General features: G+C 36.9%; 15 protein-coding genes and 1 pseudogene. 5 read left to right on the forward strand and 11 right to left on the reverse strand.

All coding sequences use genetic code 11. From position 1 onward, the window contains the following. Positions 1 to 227 precede the first annotated feature (227 nt). Both VIO64_RS15225 and VIO64_RS15230 read left to right on the forward strand, forming a co-directional pair. A complete protein-coding gene (locus VIO64_RS15225) occupies positions 228 to 1124 on the forward strand; it encodes a carbohydrate ABC transporter permease (RefSeq protein WP_331919736.1) in 897 nt (298 codons plus the stop codon). A gap of 168 nt (positions 1125 to 1292) precedes the next feature. Beyond that, positions 1293 to 5945, forward strand: a complete 4653-nt coding sequence (locus VIO64_RS15230; protein ID WP_331919738.1) for an endo-1,4-beta-xylanase — start codon at positions 1293 to 1295, stop codon at positions 5943 to 5945. A gap of 429 nt (positions 5946 to 6374) precedes the next feature. Here the strand turns inward: VIO64_RS15230 and VIO64_RS15235 are convergent. From VIO64_RS15235 to purR, 6 genes and pseudogenes are all read right to left on the reverse strand, one after another. Next, positions 6375 to 7076, reverse strand: a pseudogene (locus VIO64_RS15235) (transposase); the annotation flags it as partial. Positions 7077 to 7134: 58 nt separating this feature from the next. Continuing rightward, positions 7135 to 7914 (reverse strand): ISL3 family transposase, encoded by a 780-nt coding sequence (locus VIO64_RS15240; protein ID WP_331919740.1) that lies wholly within the window; start codon positions 7912 to 7914, stop codon positions 7135 to 7137. 267 nt (positions 7915 to 8181) lie between these two features. Then, positions 8182 to 9141, reverse strand: a complete 960-nt coding sequence (locus VIO64_RS15245; RefSeq protein ID WP_331919742.1) for a ribose-phosphate pyrophosphokinase — start codon at positions 9139 to 9141, stop codon at positions 8182 to 8184. 110 nt (positions 9142 to 9251) lie between these two features. Continuing rightward, a complete protein-coding gene (gene glmU, locus VIO64_RS15250; RefSeq protein ID WP_331919744.1) occupies positions 9252 to 10637 on the reverse strand; it encodes a bifunctional UDP-N-acetylglucosamine diphosphorylase/glucosamine-1-phosphate N-acetyltransferase GlmU in 1386 nt (461 codons plus the stop codon). 305 nt (positions 10638 to 10942) lie between these two features. Next, the gene (spoVG, locus tag VIO64_RS15255) at positions 10943 to 11206 is read right to left on the reverse strand and encodes a septation regulator SpoVG (protein WP_036942665.1); all 264 of its coding nucleotides are present in this window, start codon (positions 11204 to 11206) and stop codon (positions 10943 to 10945) included. Positions 11207 to 11477: 271 nt separating this feature from the next. Then, on the reverse strand, positions 11478 to 12287 hold the full coding sequence (gene purR, locus VIO64_RS15260) for a pur operon repressor (RefSeq protein ID WP_331919747.1): 810 nt from the start codon (positions 12285 to 12287) through the stop codon (positions 11478 to 11480). A gap of 233 nt (positions 12288 to 12520) precedes the next feature. On the opposite strand from purR, the gene murC reads away from it, so the two are divergent. Further along, positions 12521 to 13909, forward strand: a complete 1389-nt coding sequence (gene murC / locus VIO64_RS15265) for a UDP-N-acetylmuramate--L-alanine ligase (protein WP_331919749.1) — start codon at positions 12521 to 12523, stop codon at positions 13907 to 13909. 86 nt (positions 13910 to 13995) lie between these two features. On the opposite strand, the gene fabZ is transcribed toward murC, so the two are convergent. From fabZ to VIO64_RS15285, 4 genes are all read right to left on the reverse strand, one after another. Then, positions 13996 to 14439: a 3-hydroxyacyl-ACP dehydratase FabZ gene (gene fabZ, locus VIO64_RS15270; protein ID WP_331919751.1), complete on the reverse strand. Its 444-nt coding sequence runs from the start codon at positions 14437 to 14439 to the stop codon at positions 13996 to 13998. 80 nt (positions 14440 to 14519) lie between these two features. Beyond that, positions 14520 to 14870, reverse strand: coding sequence for a rod-binding protein (locus VIO64_RS15275; RefSeq protein WP_331919753.1), 351 nt, complete (start codon positions 14868 to 14870; stop codon positions 14520 to 14522). 35 nt (positions 14871 to 14905) lie between these two features. Then, positions 14906 to 15706: a flagellar hook-basal body protein gene (locus tag VIO64_RS15280; protein WP_331919755.1), complete on the reverse strand. Its 801-nt coding sequence runs from the start codon at positions 15704 to 15706 to the stop codon at positions 14906 to 14908. Positions 15707 to 15720: 14 nt separating this feature from the next. Further along, a complete protein-coding gene (locus VIO64_RS15285; RefSeq protein ID WP_331919757.1) occupies positions 15721 to 16500 on the reverse strand; it encodes a flagellar hook-basal body protein in 780 nt (259 codons plus the stop codon). Between the two features lie 202 nt (positions 16501 to 16702). On the opposite strand from VIO64_RS15285, the gene VIO64_RS15290 reads away from it, so the two are divergent. Continuing rightward, complete coding sequence (locus VIO64_RS15290; protein ID WP_331919759.1) at positions 16703 to 17866, forward strand: metallophosphoesterase; 1164 nt, start codon at positions 16703 to 16705, stop codon at positions 17864 to 17866. 159 nt (positions 17867 to 18025) lie between these two features. Then, the gene (locus tag VIO64_RS15295) at positions 18026 to 20050 is read left to right on the forward strand and encodes a HAMP domain-containing sensor histidine kinase (RefSeq protein WP_331919761.1); all 2025 of its coding nucleotides are present in this window, start codon (positions 18026 to 18028) and stop codon (positions 20048 to 20050) included. Here VIO64_RS15295 and VIO64_RS15300 read toward each other — a convergent pair. After that, positions 20038 to 22173: an ATP-dependent RecD-like DNA helicase gene (locus VIO64_RS15300; RefSeq protein ID WP_331919762.1), complete on the reverse strand. Its 2136-nt coding sequence runs from the start codon at positions 22171 to 22173 to the stop codon at positions 20038 to 20040. The two genes, VIO64_RS15295 and VIO64_RS15300, sit on opposite strands and share 13 nt — an antisense overlap. Between the last annotated feature and the right edge of the window lie 274 nt (positions 22174 to 22447).

Raw genomic sequence — 22447 nt, forward strand, 5'->3', positions numbered from 1 at the left:
ACATCTTTAATTATATATTATGAGTATTTCAAAATAAATAGTTCCATAGGTTGGTTTGTTGCTAGGTCTTCAGGTCCTATAACCCTCTATAACCCTTATAACCCTGCTATACAATTTACAGAAATCTGTTAATATGTTAACATTAAATAAAATATTCCAAAAGCACTCTTATTCATTAGTTTTATATTAATTGTTTTTCATTTTAATAATGCATGGGGGAAATAATTATGGGAAATACCATTAACGAAAGTACGCCACCTCTAAAAAATCTGCATAATCAGCAACTGAAAAGAAAGAATATGTATATGACGGGCAAAGTATTATCACATATTTTATTAATCGCAGTTTCACTTTTTTGCCTTATGCCGTTTTATTTCATGATAACCTATGCTACTCGTAGCCCTATTGATATAGCTCAAGGCATGGCATTTTTTCCTGGTAGTGAATTTCTTAATAACTTAGAAAGATTAACCACTATTGTAGATGTATTAGGGGGTCTTAAAAACAGTCTTATAGCAGCTATTCCGGCTACTTTCCTGTCAGCTTACTTTGGGGGGATAACTGCTTATGGATTTGCAAAATATAATTTTAAGGGTAAAAATTATTTGTTTGCTGTCGTTTTCTTATCACTGATCATACCTCAACAGATAGGATTTGTAGGATTCTTGAAGGTTTGCACCTTTTTAAACCTCAAAGATACCCTCTGGCCGCTGATCATACCTTACATTGCCAATTCCCTTTTCGTTTTTTTTGTTAAATATTATATTGAAAATACAATCCCTGATTCTTTAATGGATTCTGCCAGAATCGACGGCTGCAGTGAGCTTAAAATCTACCACTTTATTGTTCTGCCTGCTATAATTCCTGCTATTGCAACTATGTCCATGTTTACCTTTTTCTCGGTCTGGAACAGCTATCTTATCCCTACAACGATTTTGGAAAGTCAAAGCTTATATACGGTTCCTATAATGACTGCATTAAGCAAAGGAATTTACGGAAATGATTTTGGTGCAATGTATGCTACCCTTGCGGTATTCACTCTACCTGTTATTTTAGTTTATATCCTATGTTCAAGATTTCTAACAAACGGCGTCAGTTTAAGTTTTGGTCTTATAAAGGATTAAATTTTAATGAAAGTTCAGAAAATTTTAACAAATTTCATATTTTCACATGATACTTAATAATGTAAAATAAATGATGTACACTTTATGGAAAGGAGCAAATTTTAGTTTATTCAAAGAAACACACCATTTTAAAATGAAGAAAAATACTAGTATCAAGGGGGAGTTTTAATGATGTCCAAAAGAAGGATCAACAAGTGTATAAGTCTTACTCTATCAATCATTATGATGCTAAGCCTTATGTCAACTATGAACTTAACGGCATTTGGAGCTGGCACGCAAGACCTCGTTGTAAACGGTAATATGGAAAATGGCACAAACTACTGGCACAGCAATGGCGGTTCCCAACTGGTTTCTGTCACAGATGAAAAGCACAGCGGAAGCTCCAGTGTTAAGACTAACGGAAGAACAAATCCATGGAACGGCGTAGCACAGGTTCTTACAGATAACCCCAATGTTCCTGAAGCAGGAAGTACATATCATGCTTCTGCATGGGTTATGTTTAAGGGAGAGCCTGATACCAAAGTGACTTTTAAGATCACAGTTAAAAGACATGACGGTACTTCAGACAAGTATGATACTGCAGCAGAGCTAAATGTCACAGCAGGACAGTGGACATTACTTGAAGGTGACTATACCCTTCCTGAAGGTACCGATATTTCCAAAGGTGTACAAATTTATGTTGAAACATCCGAATCGGGTTCTTTTACTGACTTCTATGCAGATGATGTAAGCTTTTTACCTGCCGGGTCATCAAGCAATGATAAATTAGTTGCCCTGACCTTTGATGACGGACCGGATAATACGCTTACAGCATTAGTACTTGACAAACTTGATAAATATGATGTTCCAGCCACATTTTTCATGATAGGAAGTAAAATAAATGATTCAACTGCTGCTACAGTGAAGAGAGTAGCTGCATCCGGCCATGAAATAGGTAACCACTCATGGAGCTATGCTGACATGAAAACTATGACTGCAGAACAAGTTAAGAAGTCAGTTGCAGACACTACTTATGCTATAGAGCAGTATTCTGGAACAACTCCAGTGTTTTTCCGTCCACCAAACCTTTCTGTAAGTGATACGATGTTTGATGTAATAGACATGCCTTTTGCAAGCGGTATAACTGCAAATGACTGGACTCAGACAACAACCGCCGAGCAAAGAGCAAATGCCATAATAAGCAGCGCAAAGGACGGCTCAATAATATTGCTTCATGACGTTCAGCCCCTTCCTCATCCAACACCTGAAGCTCTTGATATAATAATTCCTGATCTCTTAAGCAAAGGCTACAAATTTGTAACATTAAGCGAATTATTCAAGAAGAAGGGTGTTGCGATAAACCCCAACGACAAGACCATGTATGTTACTGTAGGCGTTGATGCTCCAGTAATAGAGGGCAAAGACATAGTCAATAACGGTGATTTTGAGAATGGTAAAGAATTTTGGAATGCAAGAGGAGATGCTTCCATTGAAGCTGCCACAGATATAAAGCATGGTGGAAATTCAAGTTTAAAGGTTACAGGTAGAAAGAATGGATGGCAGGGTGCTGTTCAAAATCTTGTTGGAAACGGTAAAGGAGATCCTGTGGCAGGTAAAACTTACACTGGAACAGCTTGGGTCATGTATAATGGTGCATCTGATTCTGAAACCATGACATTTAAATTGAGTGTTCAATGGAATAATGGAGCAGAAGAAAATGGTGATAAATATGATACTGTAAGCGAGGTTACGGTTACAAAAGGTGAATGGACAAAACTCGAAGGTAGTTATACCATTCCTTCTGGTGCAATTTTTGATAAAGGTATACAGCTTTATGTAGAAACAGCAGAAACAGATAATTTACCATCATACATTGATTTCTATGTAGATGATGTAAGCTTCAAATCTCAGGAAAGCAGCGAACCTGCCGGTTATGATTATGATCCTACTCTAACTTCACTTCGCAGCGTATGGGATCAATATTTCCCGATTGGAGCAGCTATAAGACCTGATATGATCGAAGATCCTACATTAAGTCAATATCTTAAAAAACATTATGCAAGCTTAACTGCTGAAAACGTAATGAAACCGGAAGAAATTCAACTTACTGAAGGTATATTTACTTTCGAAAAATCAGATAAAATTGTTGATTTTGCACAAAAGAACAATATGCTTGTTAGAGGACACACATTTGTATGGCATAGCCAAACTCCGGACTGGTTCTTTACCGATCCTGACGATTCAAGCAAACCTGCTTCAAGAGAAAAACTTCTTGAAAGAATGAAAACTCACATTGATACCTTTATGACAAGGTATAATGGTAAATTCCATACATATGACGTAGTAAACGAAGTAATTTCTGATGGAGTAGGGCTCCGTGATTCAAAATGGAAGCAAATTATCGGTGACGTAGATAAAGACGAAGTTGATGACGACTATATCATTGCAGCATTCAAATATGCATACGATAAAGCCACCGAACTTGGCGACAATGATGTAAAACTCTGTATAAACGATTACGGAATAGAGTCCAGTTCAAGAAAATTAGATGCTTTGTATGATACCGTAAAACGCATATTGGATTCTGGAATTCCTAAAGACAGGCTTGTTGTAGGATTCCAGATGCATATAAGCAATTACACTCCATCCATGGAACAAATTAAAAATTCAATTGAGAAAATTGCTTCTTTAGGCGTAAAAGTTCAAATAACAGAACTTGACATTTCCATTTACAAAAATGATAGTGAATCAATAAAACCCGTTACTGAAGAGATATTATTGACACAGGCAAAGAGATACAAGGATTTATTTGACCTTTTAAAAGAACAAGCTGAAAAAGGTGTTATGGACTCTGTTACATTATGGGGTACAGATGACGGAATGACATGGCTTAATGACTTCCCTGTTCCTGAAAGAACAAATGCTCCGCTATTATTTAACAAAAGACTTCAGGCAAAACCTGCATACATAGCACTGACCGATCCTGATAGTTTACCTGTATACAAACAGCAGCTAAATGCTTACAAGGCTTCTCCTGTTTTAGGAAATGATGTTGATATACTTTGGAGCTCGCTAAAAGCTGTTGACGTAACTCAGTCTGTATACGGCCCTGAGAGCACAACTGCAAAGGTTAAAACAATGTGGGATAATGATAAACTCTATATTCTCGCACAGGTGGCTGACAATACTGAAAGCACAAAAGACAGTCTTGAAATATTCCTTGATAAAAACACAGCTTCAGGAAATGATAGTACTCACCTGACTATAGCTTCTGACAATACCGTAACCGGTGAAGTCTATGGCTCAGTAACAAGTGAAGTCTATAGTATTACCAAAAGGGATGAAAACGGATATATGATACAGGTTGCTGTTCCTATCTCAACACTCTCTCCTATAAAGGGTGACAAATTTGAAATTGACTTCAGAGTAAAAGACTACAACAGTGATGATGTATTATCATCAGTAGTTGTTTGGAATGACTATAAGAACAGGATTGATACCGATACAACAGGATATGGATATTTAGCTTTGCAGGGTGAATTAAAGCTCATACAGGTAAAGAAGGGTACTCCAAAAATTGACGGCAAGGTTGACAGTCTTTGGAACGGAGTCGAAGCCAACAACACCGATGTTTGGGTTGCAGGTTCATCAGGATCTACTGCAAAATTCAAGACCTTGTGGTCTGAAAACACTCTTTATGTGCTTGCAGAAGTAACTGACAGTAAACTTAGCAAAGCAAGCTCAAATGCCTATGAACAAGATTCAATAGAAATATTTATAGACCAGAATAATGGTAAAACTTCTTCTTATCAAGCAGATGACTACCAGATAAGAGTAAATTTTGATAATGATGTTTCATATAACCCTGGCCCACTAGAAGGATTCATGTCTTCTGCTAAAACAACGGAAAAAGGATATATTGTAGAGGCTGCAATACCATTTACTGCAATAAAAGCTGAAGCTGGTGACCTTTTAGGCTTTGACCTTCAGGTAAATAATGATGAAGATGATAACGGATCAAGGGATAGTGTAAGTATCTGGTGTGATGCTTCCGGAAACTCATGGCAAAACTTGTCAGGCCTTGGTAATATACTACTTACTGCTGAAGCAGCAATTCCTGTTGAAACTCCTTCACCTAGCAGCACAGTAACACCTACTGCTACAACTAACCCTGGCAATAACAACAACCCAGGCTCTCAAAGCACTGCAACACCAACACCTATTGTGACTCCTACAGTTACTGCTTCAGCATCCACGACACCTACTGCAACAGCAAAGCCAAGTGCAACAAGCATTCCAAATTCACCAAAGCCTGCTGCGGGTGATATATCAAGTCACTGGGCAAAGGAATACATAAACGATCTTATATCAAAAGGAATTATAAGCGGCTATGCAGATGGAACAATCAAGCCGGATCAAAACATTTCAAGAGCTGAACTTGCGGTTGTAATAATTAAAGCCCTAGGACTTAAGCCTTCTGCTGATGCCAAAGTTGATTTTACAGATGCAAAGAGTATCCCTTCATGGGCATTAAGCTACATTGCATTGGCAAAAGAAAAGGGAATCATTCAGGGAAATGCCGACAAGACATTCTTGCCAAATAAGGAATGCAGCAGGCAGGAAGCACTAACAATGATCATGAGAGCATTTAAGCTTGGTGAGTCCACAAAAGAGCTCAAATTCAAGGATGTTAAGGATATCCAGAAGTGGTCATACAATTTTATTGCTAAAGCCACTGAAATGGAACTTATCAAAGGTTACCCAGACAATACATTCAAACCTGGAAACAGCATCACCAGAGCTGAGTTGTTTACTGTATTGTATAAATGCATAAAGAAATAATGTAAACGATGGAACACCCTACGCATTATAAAAAAATCAGCTCAACTGGTCAAACATTTGAGCTGATTTTAAATAAAATCCTTCTTTTGCAATCTTTTTGATGATGGTCGAGTAAACCCCGGGTACTTTCACCCCAAGCTTCTCACAGAACCATACGTGACAGTTGTCCTGTCATACGGCTCTTGTTGTCCGATCGTTGGACATATTCCCATTTGCCAGTGGTAAAACAGGCGTTTTTCTGATTTTGCAAGGCAGGCTAAGCATCTAAATGCTTTCCTCGCAATCTCCTCTTCAGGACACACTTCCACCGTTTACTCTCTATACTTAATCTTGAATTACAATTTCACTACTATCAGACTGTAGATTGTCAAGTAAAATTGGGTTCTTCCGCAATTTTGGGTACCATCGGGTATAAAAAAATGGTCTTGGTATAACCTTTGCTCTCAAAAGTGGCAATTTTGCCCTCCCATACATGAGCCGCTTTATCAACTTAAGTCTATGATTATTTCCTTCTGTAACTCCATTGCTATAAGGACTAATTACAGCTTGCTCTACAGCAGAAATATCTTTAATCAAACCATTAGCAAAGGATTTTAAGTTACTTATACTACACTTTATATATTTTTCAATAAAGTTATGGAGTGAAGAAGTAGTTTTCTGTATAAACACATCACGAAAATCTTTGACACATTCTTCGATAATTAAGGTATCTGGATACTTTTCATATATAATAATTCTATCTTTCTCATCAATTTCTTTACGAGACCAGATATATTTTATTAAATCCTGTTTCTTAACAAACCTCTTGGTTACCTCAGACTTTTTATCTTTGCTAAAATTAATATCTTTCTTTAGACTACCACAGTAACGATAAAGTATTGTTTGCCCACCTGTATATCCACCACTTTTTAAAGCTTTCAAAATATCCTTGTATGGCATTTTATCTGAAAGCATTTTTTGAATTTTATCAGTATATTCATCAAGAATAGAGTATCTTTTAATATTCTTATTTCCATGTTTGCTGAGGTTTTCTGGATCGCCCTGTAAGTATTTTCTCACTCTTTTAGGCCATGTCTTTAAGATCCTAGCTATCTCCTTTTTTGAATATCCTTCTGCAAATAAGGTCTGCATCTGGATAATTTCCTCCTTCCTTCTTCCTTCACTTTCGCTAACCCTAGACTCAGCTTTTTTAGTTTTTTTTAGAGTTATCTTGAATGAAATTTTGATTTTCAGTGTTATCGCTATAGTCCGTTACATCAATTTTTTCAGGCAAAACTCCTTTTAGTGCATCCTTTACTGCTGTCAATAAATTTTGGTGAAGGTGAAACCTATCTGCAACCTGAATTGCATTAGGTAATGCTTCAGATATTGCTTTAGCATAGCTCCCAGCTCGATCCCGATTAACAGTCTTTATGTGTTTGTTACTCTGAAGCCACTTCTTCAGCTCTATCCCGTCTCTTCCATCAAGTAAAGCGACAGGTTTACCAGTTTCGCAATCACATATTATAGTTCCATATTTGCCTCTTTTTTTAAATGCCCAATCATCAACACCGATTACTTCGCCACATTTTGCTTCTATATTAACATTTCTTAATAATATTCTTATAACAGTATCTCCACTAACAGCAATTCCCATATGTTTACATATGGATGATGCGGCTTCACAACTTGTATTTAGTGCTATTGATGCAATTAAATCTTCACAACGAGACGTCATTCTTCTATATTTACCAGTGAATCCGCTTAGTTCTTCACAAAATACTTTTTGATCACACGATTCCCTTTCACAATCATACTTATATGCTGTAATGTTAAGTAATACTGCTTTGCCGAGTAATGGTAAATCAATAATTTTTCTTGTATATGTGCTATGTCTTTTTGTTGATTCACACCCGCATTTAGGGCATATTTGGCTTTTAGTTCTCGACTTCATGTTAATTATAATTTGATTGGACGTTTCAGATTTCATAGTAATTTGGATGTCCGTAGGATAGAAATTCTGCAAATCTACCATTCGTGTCAATGAGCATCACCACCATGTTTTAGTTGCTCATAGTATATCATTGTTAAGAGCAGTATTCAATATATTAGTACCCAAAATTGCGGAAGAACCTAGAATTCACCGTAATTTTTTAGACATAAAAAAACCGATAAAGGTATCAACCCTTAACGGTTTTTAATCTATCTGATATACCGGCATATAGTACATGACAATGGTATATTGAATAGTTGTAAATTATTGCTGTGTAAATAAAGTACTTATGGAGATATCTCCATAAATTCTTTCAATAGCTTCAGCAAATATTTCAGCTACAGAAATCACTTTAATCTTGTCCAATCTCTTCTCAGGCGGAAGAGCAATGGTATTTAACATTACCAATTCCTTAATTGGAGATTTCTCGATCCTTTCGATTGCAGGTCCCGATAAAACAGCATGGGTACAGCATGCATACACTTCTTTTGCACCCATATCCAGTAGTGCCTGTATGCCATTTACCATAGTTCCGGCAGTATCTATAAGGTCGTCCACCAAAACGAGGGTCTTTCCTTTTACATCGCCTATGACGTTCATAATCTCACATTCATTTGCCTTAGGCCTTCGCTTGTCTATTATGGCAATAGGTGCGTCTATCCTTTCCGCAAACTTCCTTGATCTACCCACGCTTCCTACATCAGGAGAAACAACAACAACATCCTCCTGTCCTGCAAACTTTTCTTTGAAATATTGAGCCAATAGAGGCACTCCCAGCAAGTGGTCAACAGGAATATCAAAGAAGCCTTGAAGCTGGGGTGCATGAAGGTCCATTGTTAAGACTCTGTCTGCTCCGGCAACTGTCATAAGGTTGGCTATTAGCTTCGCAGAAATGGGATCCCTCGCCTTGGCTTTCCTATCTTGCCTTGCATATCCAAAATATGGCATAACCGCCGTTATTCTCCCAGCTGAAGCCCTTTTTAAAGCATCTATCATAACCAGCAACTCTACCAAATTATCATTAACCGGATGACATGTAGATTGTACTATAAATACATCCGAACCTCTAACAACCTCATCAATATTTATGGCAGTTTCACCATCGCTAAATTTTCCTACATGAGCAGCACCGAGGGGTAAACCTATCCTCTCGGCTATTTCCTTAGCCAGCCCATAATTGGAACTCCCAGTGAAAATTTTAATATCCTTACCATGCAGATTCATTATTTTTCCCCTTTCAAAGAACAATTAAATGTACATTTAGTTGATAATCATTCACCAACTTTTTATTTTTTAAAAAAATTTATATAAAACACCGTAATATCATAAGGCGTTTATTTTTTCTTAGTCCTTTGCATACCCTTTTTAACAACCCAATCTTCCTTGTTTACCTGCCTGCTTCTGGCAATTGCCAATGAATTCTCAGGCACCTCCTCAGTAATAGTTGAACCCGCTGCGACATAAGCGTTATCTTTAACTGTAACAGGTGAAATCAGATTTACATTGCATCCTACAAACGCATTATCACCAATTATGGTCTTATTTTTATTTTTCCCGTCATAATTTACAACAACAACGCCACACCCCAGGTTTACGTTGTTTCCAACCTCCGCGTCTCCAATGTAAGTGAGGTGGGAGACCTTGGTATCATCACCTATAACAGATTTTTTAACCTCAACAAAATCCCCTATTTTTACATTATTTCCAATTTTACTTCCAGGTCTTAGATACGCAAAAGGACCTATATGAGTGTTGTTTCCAACTTTACTGTCAATAATTACAGAATTGTTAATTTCTGTAATATTACCTATGATTGAACCGACTACTCTACTGTTAGGCCCTATTATAGCTTCTTCCCCAATTATACTTCCAGTTTCTATATATGATCCTGGGTAAATAATTGTATCCATTCCTATCTTCACTCCATCATCTATATAAACGGATTTAGGGTCAATAATTGTAACCCCCGCCCTCATATGCATTTCCAATACCCTATTTCTAATTATTTCTCCTGCCTTAGAAAGCTGTACTCTGTCATTTATACCTAATATTTCTGACGGGTCAGATATTTTTACCGCTCCCACCTTCGATCCTTTTTTAAGAATTATTTCGAGGGTATCGGTCAAGTAATACTCTCCCTGTACATTGTTATTGTTTAATTCCTTGAGGCTGGTGAGAAGATCTTTTATATTAAAGCAATAAATGCCTGAGTTTATTTCCCTTATATTTTTTTCTTCTATATTTGCATCCTTATCCTCAACAATTTTTAATACATTTCCATTTGAATCACGGACAATCCTGCCATACCCTGTAGGATCTTCAAAGTCCGCTGTTATTACCGTTGCACCACATTTATTTCCGATATGAAACTTTATAGTTTTGTCAATTGTATCACTTGTAATGAGAGGTGTATCCCCGCAAAGAATGATAACATGCCCTTCTTTGCCTTCTAGGTACTTTTCTGCCTGCATTACCGCATGACCTGTACCAAGCTGTTTCTCCTGAACTGCATAGGATACACGGTCCTTTAGACAATCCCTCACCTGATCCTGCCTATGCCCCACTACAATAACACTTTCCTTTATTCCGCAACTGCCCGCTGCATCGACTACCCATTCTACAAGTGTTTTTCCACATATCTTATGTATAACCTTTGAATTTTTGGACTTCATCCTCTTTCCTTCACCTGCAGCTAAAACAACCGCCATTATATGCTCCATTTAAATACCCCTTCCATTACATACAGTCAAGAATTAAAGTTATATAATATTATAATAATCATCATGGCACTAAGACATGAATGAAAAATTACTTCCGCTTTTGAGAGGGTGTTGACGAGTTAAGTCAACACATGAGCCAAATTTATAGCGGAAGTTATTTTTTGATCATGACTAAAGGTTTATAGACCAAATATATTTTCTCACTTTTCTATCTATTTTTCAACGGTAATTAAGAACAAGAAAAAAATTTTCTGCAAAATTCCGGGCAAATAAAAAAGACACTTTTTTCAAGTGTCTTTTGCTTTTTACTCGTTTACAGTTGTAGTTTCATATTTTTCCAAAATCGCTGTTTGGATTTTTTCTCTTGTTACAGCATTTACCGGATGTGCAATGTCCCTAAATTCGCCGTCCGGCGTCTTTCTGCTTGGCATTGCGATAAACATACCGTTCTGACTTTCAATAATTTTTATATCATGCACAACAAACTCATTGTCAAAGGTCACAGACACAACCGCCTTCATCTTACCTTCAGCATCAATTTTCCTAATGCGAACATCAGTAATCTCCATTTATGCTTACCACCTTCCGTTAATATTATGGAATAATTAATTGTTTACATCTGATTATTATTTTATATTCGATATAAATTTATTTTTTCCTTCTTGTTTTAATAAATTCCTCTACCTTTTTAAATTTTTTTGACCATTTTTGAATATTTCAGAAATTTTGCCCGAACAATTATCATTCTTCAGCATAGATTAGCTCTATTTTTCAAAATTGGAATAAGGTACTGCATGTAATTATAATCCAATCATCGAAAATTGTGTAAAAAATACTCGTTTATTTGCTGGGGCTTATATTTATTATACCCTTTTCTTCATCGACAGTATCAAGGGTAAGTATTGAAAAATAATCATCTACCAGTTTTTTATCCGGCACTGCGGTCTTTATCAATACCCCTATACCTGCTACCTCGCATTCAAACTCCTTTGCCAGCTCCATGATGCCCTTTGCGGTGCCTCCGCCCTTCATGAAATCATCTATAAATAACAGCTTTGAGTTTCTTTTTAGTGCTTTCAATGATAAAACCATGGTTTGCAGCTTTTTTTTAGACCCTGACACATAGTTTATGTTAACTGAAGCTCCATCAGTGGCCTCATTATTGTGCCTTACTATAATGAGGGGCACATTGAGAAATCTTGCGGTTGCAAAAGCCAGTGGTATACCCTTGGTTTCAACAGTTATTACATAATCGACATCTTTTTTATAAAATTGTCTTGTAAAAATACGCCCAATATTTTCTGTTTTTACGGGATTATATATCACATCGAGCATATAAACAAACCCGCCTGGAAGTATCCTCTCCTTCTTGGAGAGCTCCTCACAAAGAATTCGGGTAACCGAATCAGCCTTTTCGCTGCTGATTGAAGGTATATATCTTATGCCGCCGGAAGCACCCGGTATGGATACTATCATGCCAAGATCAAATTTATCCAATATATCCTGAATTATATCAATATCTTCACTTATGGTAGACTTTGCCGAACCAGTAATTTCCATAAAGTTTCCAAGGGTAAAAATCTTTCCAGGCGAATCGGTTAATAATTTCATTAAAATTCCAATACGTTCGTTTCTTTGAAGTTTATCCATTTTCCCTCTCGTTTTACAAAACATTTTCTTTTAACAGTATTGGTTTTTATTATATAATATTATAGCGAATATTTTAATACTTTTTTTAATAATTATTCGGATTATAATACACTATACTTTCTAAGTACTAATAAAATAATAAAATAGTTCCATTTTGCATATAATAAAACCAATAATTTAAAGAATATGCAAAGTTTTTCACATAATTTATCGATTTTAAAGGAGTGTTAGCATTGACAGAAAAAAATTTACTAGACCCGAAAATCATTAAAAAAATACATTTTGTCGGTATCGGCGGTATTAGCATGAGTGGTTTGGCAGAAATTTTACTCAGCCAGGGTTACGAAATCTCAGGCTCTGATATGAAAGCTTCAAGTATAACAGATAGACTCCAGTCTATGGGAATTAAGTTTTTTAACGGGCATAGCAGCGATAATATAGAGAATCCTGATTTGGTAATTTATACCGCTGCAGTAAAAAAGGATAATCCGGAGCTTGTAAAATCACAAGGGCTTGGTATAAAAACAATTGAGAGATCGGTGCTGCTAGGCCAAATAATGAAGCAGTATCCTTTTAGTATAAACGTTTCAGGAACTCATGGAAAAACTACAACCACATCCATGGTAACTATGATAATGATGGAGGCAGGCATGGACCCGACGGTGCACATAGGCGGGGAGCTGAATGCCATCGGCGGCAATACAAAAATAGGAGGAAATAAGTACTTTATCGCTGAAGCATGTGAATATGTTGAAAGCTTTCTTAAATTCTTTCCCTTCATGGGCATAATACTAAATATCGAAGCAGATCATCTGGATTACTTTAAAGGACTTGATCACATAAAAGAATCCTTTTTAAAGTTTGCCAGACTGATTCCTAATGAAGGTTTTCTTATCGCATGTGCCGATGACAGCAATGTAAAAGATCTCTTAGATAAGATTGACTGCAATATAATAACCTATGGCATTAATTCTGAAGATGCATTATGGCAGGCAAGGGATATAAATTTTGATGAAAACGGCCTTGGATCTTATACTCTGTTTAAATCGAACGAAGAAATCGGAAGAATCAATCTTGGTGTGCCTGGCATTCATAATGTAAGCAACTCACTTGCAGCCGCCGCTGCATGTTTTACTGTGGGCTGCAGCATTGACTTCGTGAAAAGCGGTCTTCAAAAATTCTCGGGAACACATAGAAGATTTGAGTTAAAAGGATTTTCAAATGATATAAAGGTCATAGACGACTATGCACATCATCCCTCTGAAATTGTTGCAACCCTAAATGCTGCGAAAAACGTACCCCATAATAAGCTGTGGTGTATTTTCCAACCACACACTTATACCAGAACCAAAGCTTTGCTAAATGATTTTTCAAACTCTTTTAGTGATGCTGATTATGTAATTGTTTCAGATATTTATGCAGCCCGTGAACCTGATAACGGAGAAATAAACTCCTTAATTCTCAGTGAAAAGATTAACGAAGTTTCCCCAAAAGCAAAATACATAAAACATTTTGAGGATATTGCAAATTACCTTCACGAGAAGGCATCACCCGGAGATCTTATAATCACTATGGGAGCAGGGGATATTTACAAGGTAGGAGAAATCTTCCTTAAGCCATGAGTAAATAATTACAGATTTGGTACTTGTAGTATCTATTGATACTATAAGGGGCTGTTACAAAGTAACAGCCCCATTTTTAAATACTTTTACTTGTTCAGCTTGTCAGGGTCAACCATAGCAAACTTGATTTCGCCTTGTGCTGCAACTTCACCCTCTACTGTTGCAAGAACCTTTGCTTTTCCCATTCCAAGCTTGAATGCAGATAATTCCACCTCAAGCCTGAGTGTGTCACCAGGAACAACAGGTCTTCTGAATTTAATTGACTCAAAGCCGGTAAACATTCCAAGCTTGCCTTTATTCTGGTCGACTAAAAGGCCGGCTACACAGGCAGTTTGAGCAAGAGCCTCAACTATAAGTACACCCGGCATAATGGGATTTCCGGGAAAATGCCCTTGGAAGAAAGGCTCATTTACCGTAACGTTTTTAATCCCAACAGCACTTTTGCCCGGTTCAACCTCAATTATTCTATCAACCAGCAAAAATGGATATCTGTGTGGAATGATCTTTTGAATATCAACACTTGAAAGCATCTTAGCACCTCTTTATATAATTAGTTCCCAAAAACTTCTAACATTATATCACAATGCTTTCAAGTAGAAAAGTTAAAATATTATGTTTTTGCTTTCAAAAGTTTGTATAGTGCATCGCCAAGCCCTATGCCCCCGCTATTCACTGCCGAATCAACAATCTTTTCATCCAGCATTGACTCATACACTTTTTTCCCGTAGTCTTCCTGTATAAAGCCTGATTTTGGAACTGTGGCACGCATTTCCTTATACATCATCTGCAATAGCACTCCCTCAAAATCCCTGCATACCTTCTTAAGCTCCTTATCATCACTTTTCTCCAAAATACTGTTAAGCTGCTTTGCAAAATTATCATCTATCAAGTTTTCTTTGTTAAACCGGTTATTGTTATTGGTTGGTAATTCATTAATGCTTCCCGTACTTTTAATATTCATATGGCATCACCTGACTTCAATTATTTTTTAGAAACTTACTTTCTCAGGTTATTTGCAAGGCCAAGCATTTCATCTGCAGACTGAATTGCTTTGGAGTTTATTTCATATGCTCTCTGTGCAACAATGAGTTTTACCATTTCTTCGACAACTTGAACATTTGACGCTTCAAGATATCCCTGCTGAAGTGAACTCCTATCACCGAGTTCCTCATCTAGAACAGGTGCACCTGAAGCGGAGTTTTGCTTGAATAGATTGCTTCCGATAGCTTCCAAGCCTTGTCTGTTCGGAAACTTAACCATTCCGATTCTCTGTCCTAATGATGCTACTGCCCCAGTTTCATCAATATATGTCAATTCTCCGCTTGATGTAACATTTAGTTTTGACAATTCAATATTTAAAACAATAGGATTACCGGTATCATCAAGCACCTGCAGCCCGTCTGAAGTGGTCAGCATATTTCCCTCATCGCCTAACCCGATCTTGAAGCTTCCATCTTTAGAAAAGACTGTTTCCCCTGTAGGCCCCTTTATCATAAAAAATGCATCCCCATTAATGGCAAAATCAAGTGCATTATCAGTCTTTTCAAGACTTCCTGAACTAAAGTTCTTTACTGTTGCAACGGCAGCGGCACCATGGCCCACTTGAAGGTTCACAGGCTTACCTGTGCCGTTTAGCATATATGCTTTGTTAACTGTTTCATACAAAAGATCCTTGAATTCAGCCCTCTCTTTTTTGTATCCTGTAGTATTTACATTCGCAAGGTTATTGGATATCACATCAACATTAAACTGCTGTGCTGCCATTCCTCCACCTGCTGTCCATAATGCTCTCATCATAGGTTATTCCTCCTCTATCTTACACTTCCAACCTGGTTGACCACTTTTTCCAAGGTACTGTCCTGTGCCTGGAGTAGCCTTTGATTTGCTTCATATGATCTCATAACAGAAATCATATCCACCATTTCCTTCACCACATTTATGTTGGAGCCCTCAAGAAACCCCTGGGATATTATGCCCTGAAAAGGTTGTTCCTCAGTTGCTTCATCTTTTTCGACAAGGTTTGAGCCAATTTTTCTCAGAGATCTTGTGTCAGAAAATTCACTTATCTTAAGCTTATCTACAATAATCCCATCCTGTACGATAGATCCGTCATTATTCACTGTAAAATTATCATCCCTTAAGGTAATGGGTCCATTTTCACCCATTACATAAAAGCCATCCTTAGTAACCAATTGATTATTTGCATCTAATATAAATGCCCCGTCTCTGCTGTAATACTCTGTAATATTTCCATCCTCACCGGGTTTCCCTACTGTAAAAAAAGCAGATTTGGAATTCTGGATGGCAAAATCCAAATTATTTTGAGTCCTTATCATTTTACCCTGCTCATAGTTGGTAAATATTTCTCCTACATCACTTCCAAGCCGCATATTACCTACTTTTGCCGAAGGATTTGATGCACTCTTTGTGTCATTAATTCTCCTTGTCAACATTTCTGGAAAGGTTTCAAAGACAGTAATATCCTCTTTGTATCCATTTGTATCGGCATTGGCCAGATTATTTGATATAACGTCCATTTTTTTGCTGTTCGCCATCAAACTCCATCCGGAAGTATATAGCCCTCGAATCATACTTGTTCTCCTCAATTTCTTTTAAAGCTATGTAGATTTTATAGTTATCCAATTTTTATATCGACCAAATGACAATTCATCTTAATATATAAATTATGATTTTACTTAAATTACCTTAAATTATAATACACTTGAATACTTCTGGTTTTGGTTATAGAATGTATTTATCGTACTAATAATCTAACAAAGGAAGGAAGTCTCTATGATTTTTTTATCTATTATTGCAATACTGCTGGTATTGGGAATGTATACAGGTATCAATTATTATATTGGGGCTAAAGGCCTGCAACTTTTAAATAGTGTATTACCCTCAATCAGTCCTAAAATTTACTGGCCTATTTTCTTTCTCATTGCCTTCTCTTTTATAATTGAAAGGTTTATTTCAAAGTTTATGCCTGAAATTGTAAGCTATCTTTTTTCTCTGGTCGGTTCTTATTGGATAGCAGCAATGGTATACTTTGGCATTATTATACTGATCATTAAGCTTATATTCGCACTTGACAGATGGCTGTCATTCATACCTTCTCACCTTAAAACCAGCCACATGTCAAATATTGTCATAGCGTCTACTTCAGCGTTAGTTGCGTTAATTCTTATTATAGGGACCTGGCAGGCCAGAAACCCTATAACAGTCAAGTACGATATAAGCATTAATAAGGATGGAGGCAGTATAAAAAATCTTCATGCCGTCATGGTCTCGGATATCCACTTAGGTACCTTGGTAAGGAAAGGTCAGCTTGATAAAATGGTAGGTTTGATTAACGATAAAAACCCTGATATTGTATTTATTGCAGGTGATTTGATCAATGATGATATAAAGCCTTTCCTTGACCAAAACATGCCGGAAAGCTTACGTCAAGTAAAATCCAAGTATGGTGTTTATTACTGCCTCGGCAATCATGAGTATTATGGAAGCAGCAGTAACGAAATCGCCAGGGTCCTCACCGAAGCAGGTATAAAAGTTCTAAGGGATAGTTATGTAAACATACAAGACTCCATCTATATAATCGGAAGAGAAGATATGGGATCCGGAAGGCACCTTAATCAACCTCGTGCCACGCTCTCCCAAATAATTTCCGGGTTGGATAAGTCCAAGCCTCTTATCCTATTGGACCATCAACCATCCAACTTAAAGGAGCCTGCTGGAGAGGCAATAGATTTGCAGCTTTCCGGCCACACCCATAGAGGTCAATTTTTCCCATTTAATTTCATTACAAACGCCATTTTTGAAAAAGATTGGGGATATCTTAAAAAAGGGGATTTTCAGCTTATAGTTTCCTCGGGGTTGGGTACCTGGGGACCGCCTATCAGGTTTCTTAACAGCACTGAGTTGGTTGAAATTAACATTAGTTTTAATACAAAATAACAAAATAAATCAAAATAAAATCATTTTATGTAAACATATTACTATTGAGAAATATTTTTCTGCCGATATTTAATATAGGCTAATGAGTACAAAATATCCCTATATTACATTTATATCTAAAAATAAATGAATATCATTTTATTTAATAGGAGATAACCTATGAATTCAGGCAGAAAAAGATTTAATGCAAAATCAGTTATCCAAAGCTTCAACATGAGTGAACATATTTTGAACCATAGCAGGTTGTGGATTATTTTAATCCATAACCTCGTAAGTTTTATAACACTAATAATTCTAAACCGTATGCTTCCGGCTGTCCTTAATTATCCCCCTGACTATCGCGAAGCAAGCAAGATTATAAGCTCTTCCATTTTTCTAAGACAGCTAGTGTGTGTTATTATCGGTTCTTTTTTGGCAAGCGTGCTTCTTATGAAAGTGTTAAAAATTTTAAACAACTTGAGGGATGCGGTAAAAAGCTCTGACTATGAAAAAATAAAAGAAATAAGAAAAACTTGTCTAAGCGCACCAAATAAGATATATTATTTACAAATTGCAGTTGTCACAATTTCTGTAGCAATACTTGTACTGATTTTCACATTAACTAATAGAAGCACCATATATTTTAGAATAGTGTTACTGGTTTTTGCTTTTGTATCTTTGTTTTCATTATTTTCCTATATAATATCAAGTAGAGTATTCAAGCACTTGCTGATCGAAACATTTGATGGCCATGGGCTTCAAGGCATGAGGTTTAGCCTTAGAAGCAAAATATTCCTTCAAATAGTTCCTATTTTTATTTCTGCTGTTTTATTGACTAGTATGATAGGTTACTCCAGACTTATTGAAGAAAAGGGAAACATATATTCCCAGTTATTCATTGATAAGCTTAATTTTTCCTTAAATGATGTTGACAGTACTAATAGCTATGATATTATACACAAAAAACTTTTAGCGATAAATTACAGCGAAAGCAATTTTTCTACATTTCTCATCACTTCCGACAATAAAGCCTTCTCATCTGACAATGAAGAACTTAGCAAAATAAATTATTACTACATAAACAAGTCTTCTGAGGGAAGATTTTATGACGTAACCTGTGAAAATCAGGGGGTATTTAAAAAGATTCCTCTAGAGAACGGGACTGCCATTGCAGGCATAAAGTTTAAAGTAGCTTCAGAAAAGACAGTAGTTTATTTCACATTTTGCTTTGTGGTATTACTGCTTCTCTGTATAACTGTCCTCTTCTACTTTGCAAAGTCCATAGTCAGCGATATATCTGTTGTGGCAGCCAACCTTTCTAAAATCGCAGAGGACGATAAAGTTGACCTTGATAAAAAAATTCCCATTACATCCAATGATGAAATAGGAGATCTAATTGCAGCCTTTAGTAAAATTCAGGACCTTACAAAAGCAAACATTAAGTCAATCCAAGATCAGCAGGCAATGATACTTGAAAAAGAAAGGTTAGTATCCTTAGGCCAAATGATTGGCGGTATTGCCCACAACCTTAATACCCCTATAATGTCCATAGCTTGTCTTACAGACACACTGAAGAGTCTGATCAATGAGTACAGGAGTTCTATAAAAGATAAGGATGTAACCCCTGAAGACCACATAGAAATTGCCAATGAGATGCTGGATTGTGTAGATAAGCTTTCTCCACAATGCTCATATATGTCCAACATTATTAGCAATGTGAAGCTGCAAGCAGTTAAGCTTAACGAATCATCCACCGTAAGCTTTAGCATAGAGGAACTTATTAAAACACTTAATATCAAAACTTCTAATACAGTTCCCAGTAAATGCCTGATAATACCCCAGATCCATGTTGACAAAAACATAGAAATACAAGGTGATATGAACAGCCTTATCCAGGTATTGGATAACCTTTTACAGAATGCATGTGAGTCATACCATGACGATTATGGCATGGTGGAGTTTATTGTTCAAAAGGAAGATAACAATATTAAATTTACAATAAAGGATAACGGGAAAGGCATATCCTCTGAGGTAAAAAATAAGCTCTTCAGACAAATGGTAACTACTAAAGGTAAGGATGGAACCGGTATAGGGCTCTATATGTCTTATTCAACCATCAAAGGAAGATTCGGAGGCGATATTTGGTTTGAAAGCACTGCTGAAAAAGGAACCGCCTTTTATATTACGATACCTTACATGCATTGAAGCCGTTTTGACAGCTGCGTATTCCTATGCTGAATCTTATTGTTTGATACTGCTATTCCTACTGCCTTTTTTGAACCCACCAGCACAAAAACCTTCTTTGCACGGGTGATACATGTATATAAAAGATTCCTTTGAAGCATCATATAATGCTGCATCGTAAAGGGGGCGACCACTATCTTATATTCACTCCCCTGACTCTTGTGGACAGTTGTAGCATACGCAAGAACAACCTCGTCAAGCTCTGTTACATCATAATCCACATCAATACCGTCAAAGCTTATAAGAAGCACCTTATCTTCCAGATCAATTTTTGCTATTGTCCCTAAATCCCCATTAAACACATTTTTATCATAATTGTTCTTTATCTGCATTACCTTATCATTAAGCCGAAACGTCGTGCCTCCATGCTTAATAGAAATTTCAGAGGGATTTAAAGCCTCCTGCAAAATAGAGTTTAAGTTATGAGCTCCGGCCTCTCCCCTTTGCATGGGGCACAATACCTGTATATCATTTACAGGATCAATTTTATAATACTGGGGAAGCCTTTTTAGACAGAGGTTTTTGATTATCTCGGTAACCTTGAGGGGGTCATCCTCCTCAATATAGAAAAAGTCACTGCTCTTGACTGACCTTAAATTGGGTATTTCACCCTTGTTAATACGATGAGCATTTGTTATTATAGCACTGCCCTGTGCCTGCCGGAATATCCTGGTAAGACATACAACACTTACCGCACCTGAATCAATAATGTCCTTTAGGACATTTCCTGCCCCTACAGAGGGAAGCTGGTTCACATCCCCCACAAGTATAACAATCGTGTCATCCTTAACTGCCTTTAAAAGATTGTACATTAAAATTATGTCTACCATTGAGGACTCGTCAATTATAAGAACGTCGCACTCCAAAGGGTTTTCAGCATTCTTTTTATACCCTTCTGTAGGCTTATACTCCAGCAGTCTGTGAATGGTCTTAGCTTCCATCCCCGTAGCCTCGGACATCCTTTTAGAAGCTCTCCCTGTTGGTGCTGCCAAAAGGCATCCTGCTCCCATTCTTTGAAAGGCCTTTATTATCGCCAGCGTTGTTGTTGTTTTACCTGTACCCGGTCCTCCCGTAAGCACCATAAACTTAGAAGCCACAGCCTCCTTTATGGCGTCTATCTGGACCTGATCATAGGTAATTTCATATTCCAATTGGATCTCATCTATTACATTCTCAATATTGCTGTTGGCAATACTGCTCTTTACAGCTGCAATGTCCCTGATTCTTTTTGCAACTCCTGCCTCACTGTAATAAAATGGGGGGAGGTAAATTATTTCTGTTTCGTCGCTGATAACTGTCTTATCCATTACCATCATCCCAATGGTATTTCCAATCATCTCTCCATTAACTTCAAGAATTTCAGAAGCCTTAAGCATAAGCTGCTCTTTTTTGGCAAAGCAATGGCCGTCATTAGCCATCTCATTTAGTGTATAAACTATGCCTGAACGGCACCTCTCATAGGAGTCCTTGCCGATACCCATATTCTGTGCAATTTTGTCTGCAGTCTTAAAACCTATGCCCCAAATGTCGTCTGCAAGCCTGTATGGGTTTGTCTTAACCACATTGATGCTTTCATTTCCATATGTTTTATATATTTTAACGGCATAGGCAGTTGACACCCCATTGCTTTGTAAAAAGAGCATCACGTTTTTTATTTCCTTTTGCTCCTTCCAAGCCTTCTTTATTGTGTCAACACGCTTTTGTCCTATTCCCTCAACATTAATAAGATAATCAGGCGTCTCTTCAATTACCTTAAGGGTCTCCTCCTTGAAATAGTTTATAATTCTGCGAGCATAAACCGGTCCTATACCCTTTATAAGGCCGCTTCCTAAGTATTTCTCCATTCCTGCAAGGGTAGCTGGAACCGATTCTCTGTAGTCAATCGCACTAAATTGCTTACCGTACTTGCTGTCAAATTTCCATTCGCCCTTTATCCTTAAAACAGCACCTACATTGACAGCTGCCAGATTGCCCACCACAGTTACAAGATCAGGATATCCCTTTGATTTAATTTTTATTACACAAAACCCGTTTTCTTCGTTAAAAAAAGTAATTCTCTCAACAATTCCGCTGATGTATTCCATTGTTTGTCCTCTAATGGATTATTATTTTGAATTATGGTATGATTAAAAAAATACTTCCGCTGTTGAGCGGGTATTGACGAGTTAAGTCAACACATGAGCGAAATTTATAGCGGGAGTTATTTTTTGATCGTGCCTAAGGTCTTTTAATACTTCTTTTTCATGTATTATAACAGAAAATTTAAACATTTTACATATTTCCTGCACAAAAACCCCTTGCCATCTTTTCAATTTTTTATTCGATATTCAATTTGATTTTAGCGAAGCAATAGAAAAC

Origin of the sequence: Pseudobacteroides sp. (genome assembly GCF_036567765.1) — a bacterium.
Lineage (GTDB): Bacteria > Bacillota > Clostridia > Acetivibrionales > DSM-2933 > Pseudobacteroides.

Excerpts from the sequence above, each read along its gene's own strand:
- VIO64_RS15225 (WP_331919736.1), top strand. The coding sequence starts at position 228 with ATGGGAAATACCATTAACGAAAGTACGCCACCTCTAAAAAATCTGCAT.
- VIO64_RS15230 (WP_331919738.1), top strand. The coding sequence starts at position 1,293 with ATGATGTCCAAAAGAAGGATCAACAAGTGTATAAGTCTTACTCTATCA.
- VIO64_RS15240 (WP_331919740.1), bottom strand. The coding sequence starts at position 7,914 with ATGAAATCTGAAACGTCCAATCAAATTATAATTAACATGAAGTCGAGA.
- VIO64_RS15245 (WP_331919742.1), bottom strand. The coding sequence starts at position 9,141 with ATGAATCTGCATGGTAAGGATATTAAAATTTTCACTGGGAGTTCCAAT.
- glmU (WP_331919744.1), bottom strand. The coding sequence starts at position 10,637 with ATGGAGCATATAATGGCGGTTGTTTTAGCTGCAGGTGAAGGAAAGAGG.
- spoVG (WP_036942665.1), bottom strand. The coding sequence starts at position 11,206 with ATGGAGATTACTGATGTTCGCATTAGGAAAATTGATGCTGAAGGTAAG.
- purR (WP_331919747.1), bottom strand. The coding sequence starts at position 12,287 with ATGGATAAACTTCAAAGAAACGAACGTATTGGAATTTTAATGAAATTA.
- fabZ (WP_331919751.1), bottom strand. The coding sequence starts at position 14,439 with ATGCTTTCAAGTGTTGATATTCAAAAGATCATTCCACACAGATATCCA.
- VIO64_RS15275 (WP_331919753.1), bottom strand. The coding sequence starts at position 14,870 with ATGAATATTAAAAGTACGGGAAGCATTAATGAATTACCAACCAATAAC.
- VIO64_RS15280 (WP_331919755.1), bottom strand. The coding sequence starts at position 15,706 with ATGATGAGAGCATTATGGACAGCAGGTGGAGGAATGGCAGCACAGCAG.
- VIO64_RS15285 (WP_331919757.1), bottom strand. The coding sequence starts at position 16,500 with ATGATTCGAGGGCTATATACTTCCGGATGGAGTTTGATGGCGAACAGC.
- VIO64_RS15290 (WP_331919759.1), top strand. The coding sequence starts at position 16,703 with ATGATTTTTTTATCTATTATTGCAATACTGCTGGTATTGGGAATGTAT.
- VIO64_RS15295 (WP_331919761.1), top strand. The coding sequence starts at position 18,026 with ATGAATTCAGGCAGAAAAAGATTTAATGCAAAATCAGTTATCCAAAGC.
- VIO64_RS15300 (WP_331919762.1), bottom strand. The coding sequence starts at position 22,173 with ATGGAATACATCAGCGGAATTGTTGAGAGAATTACTTTTTTTAACGAA.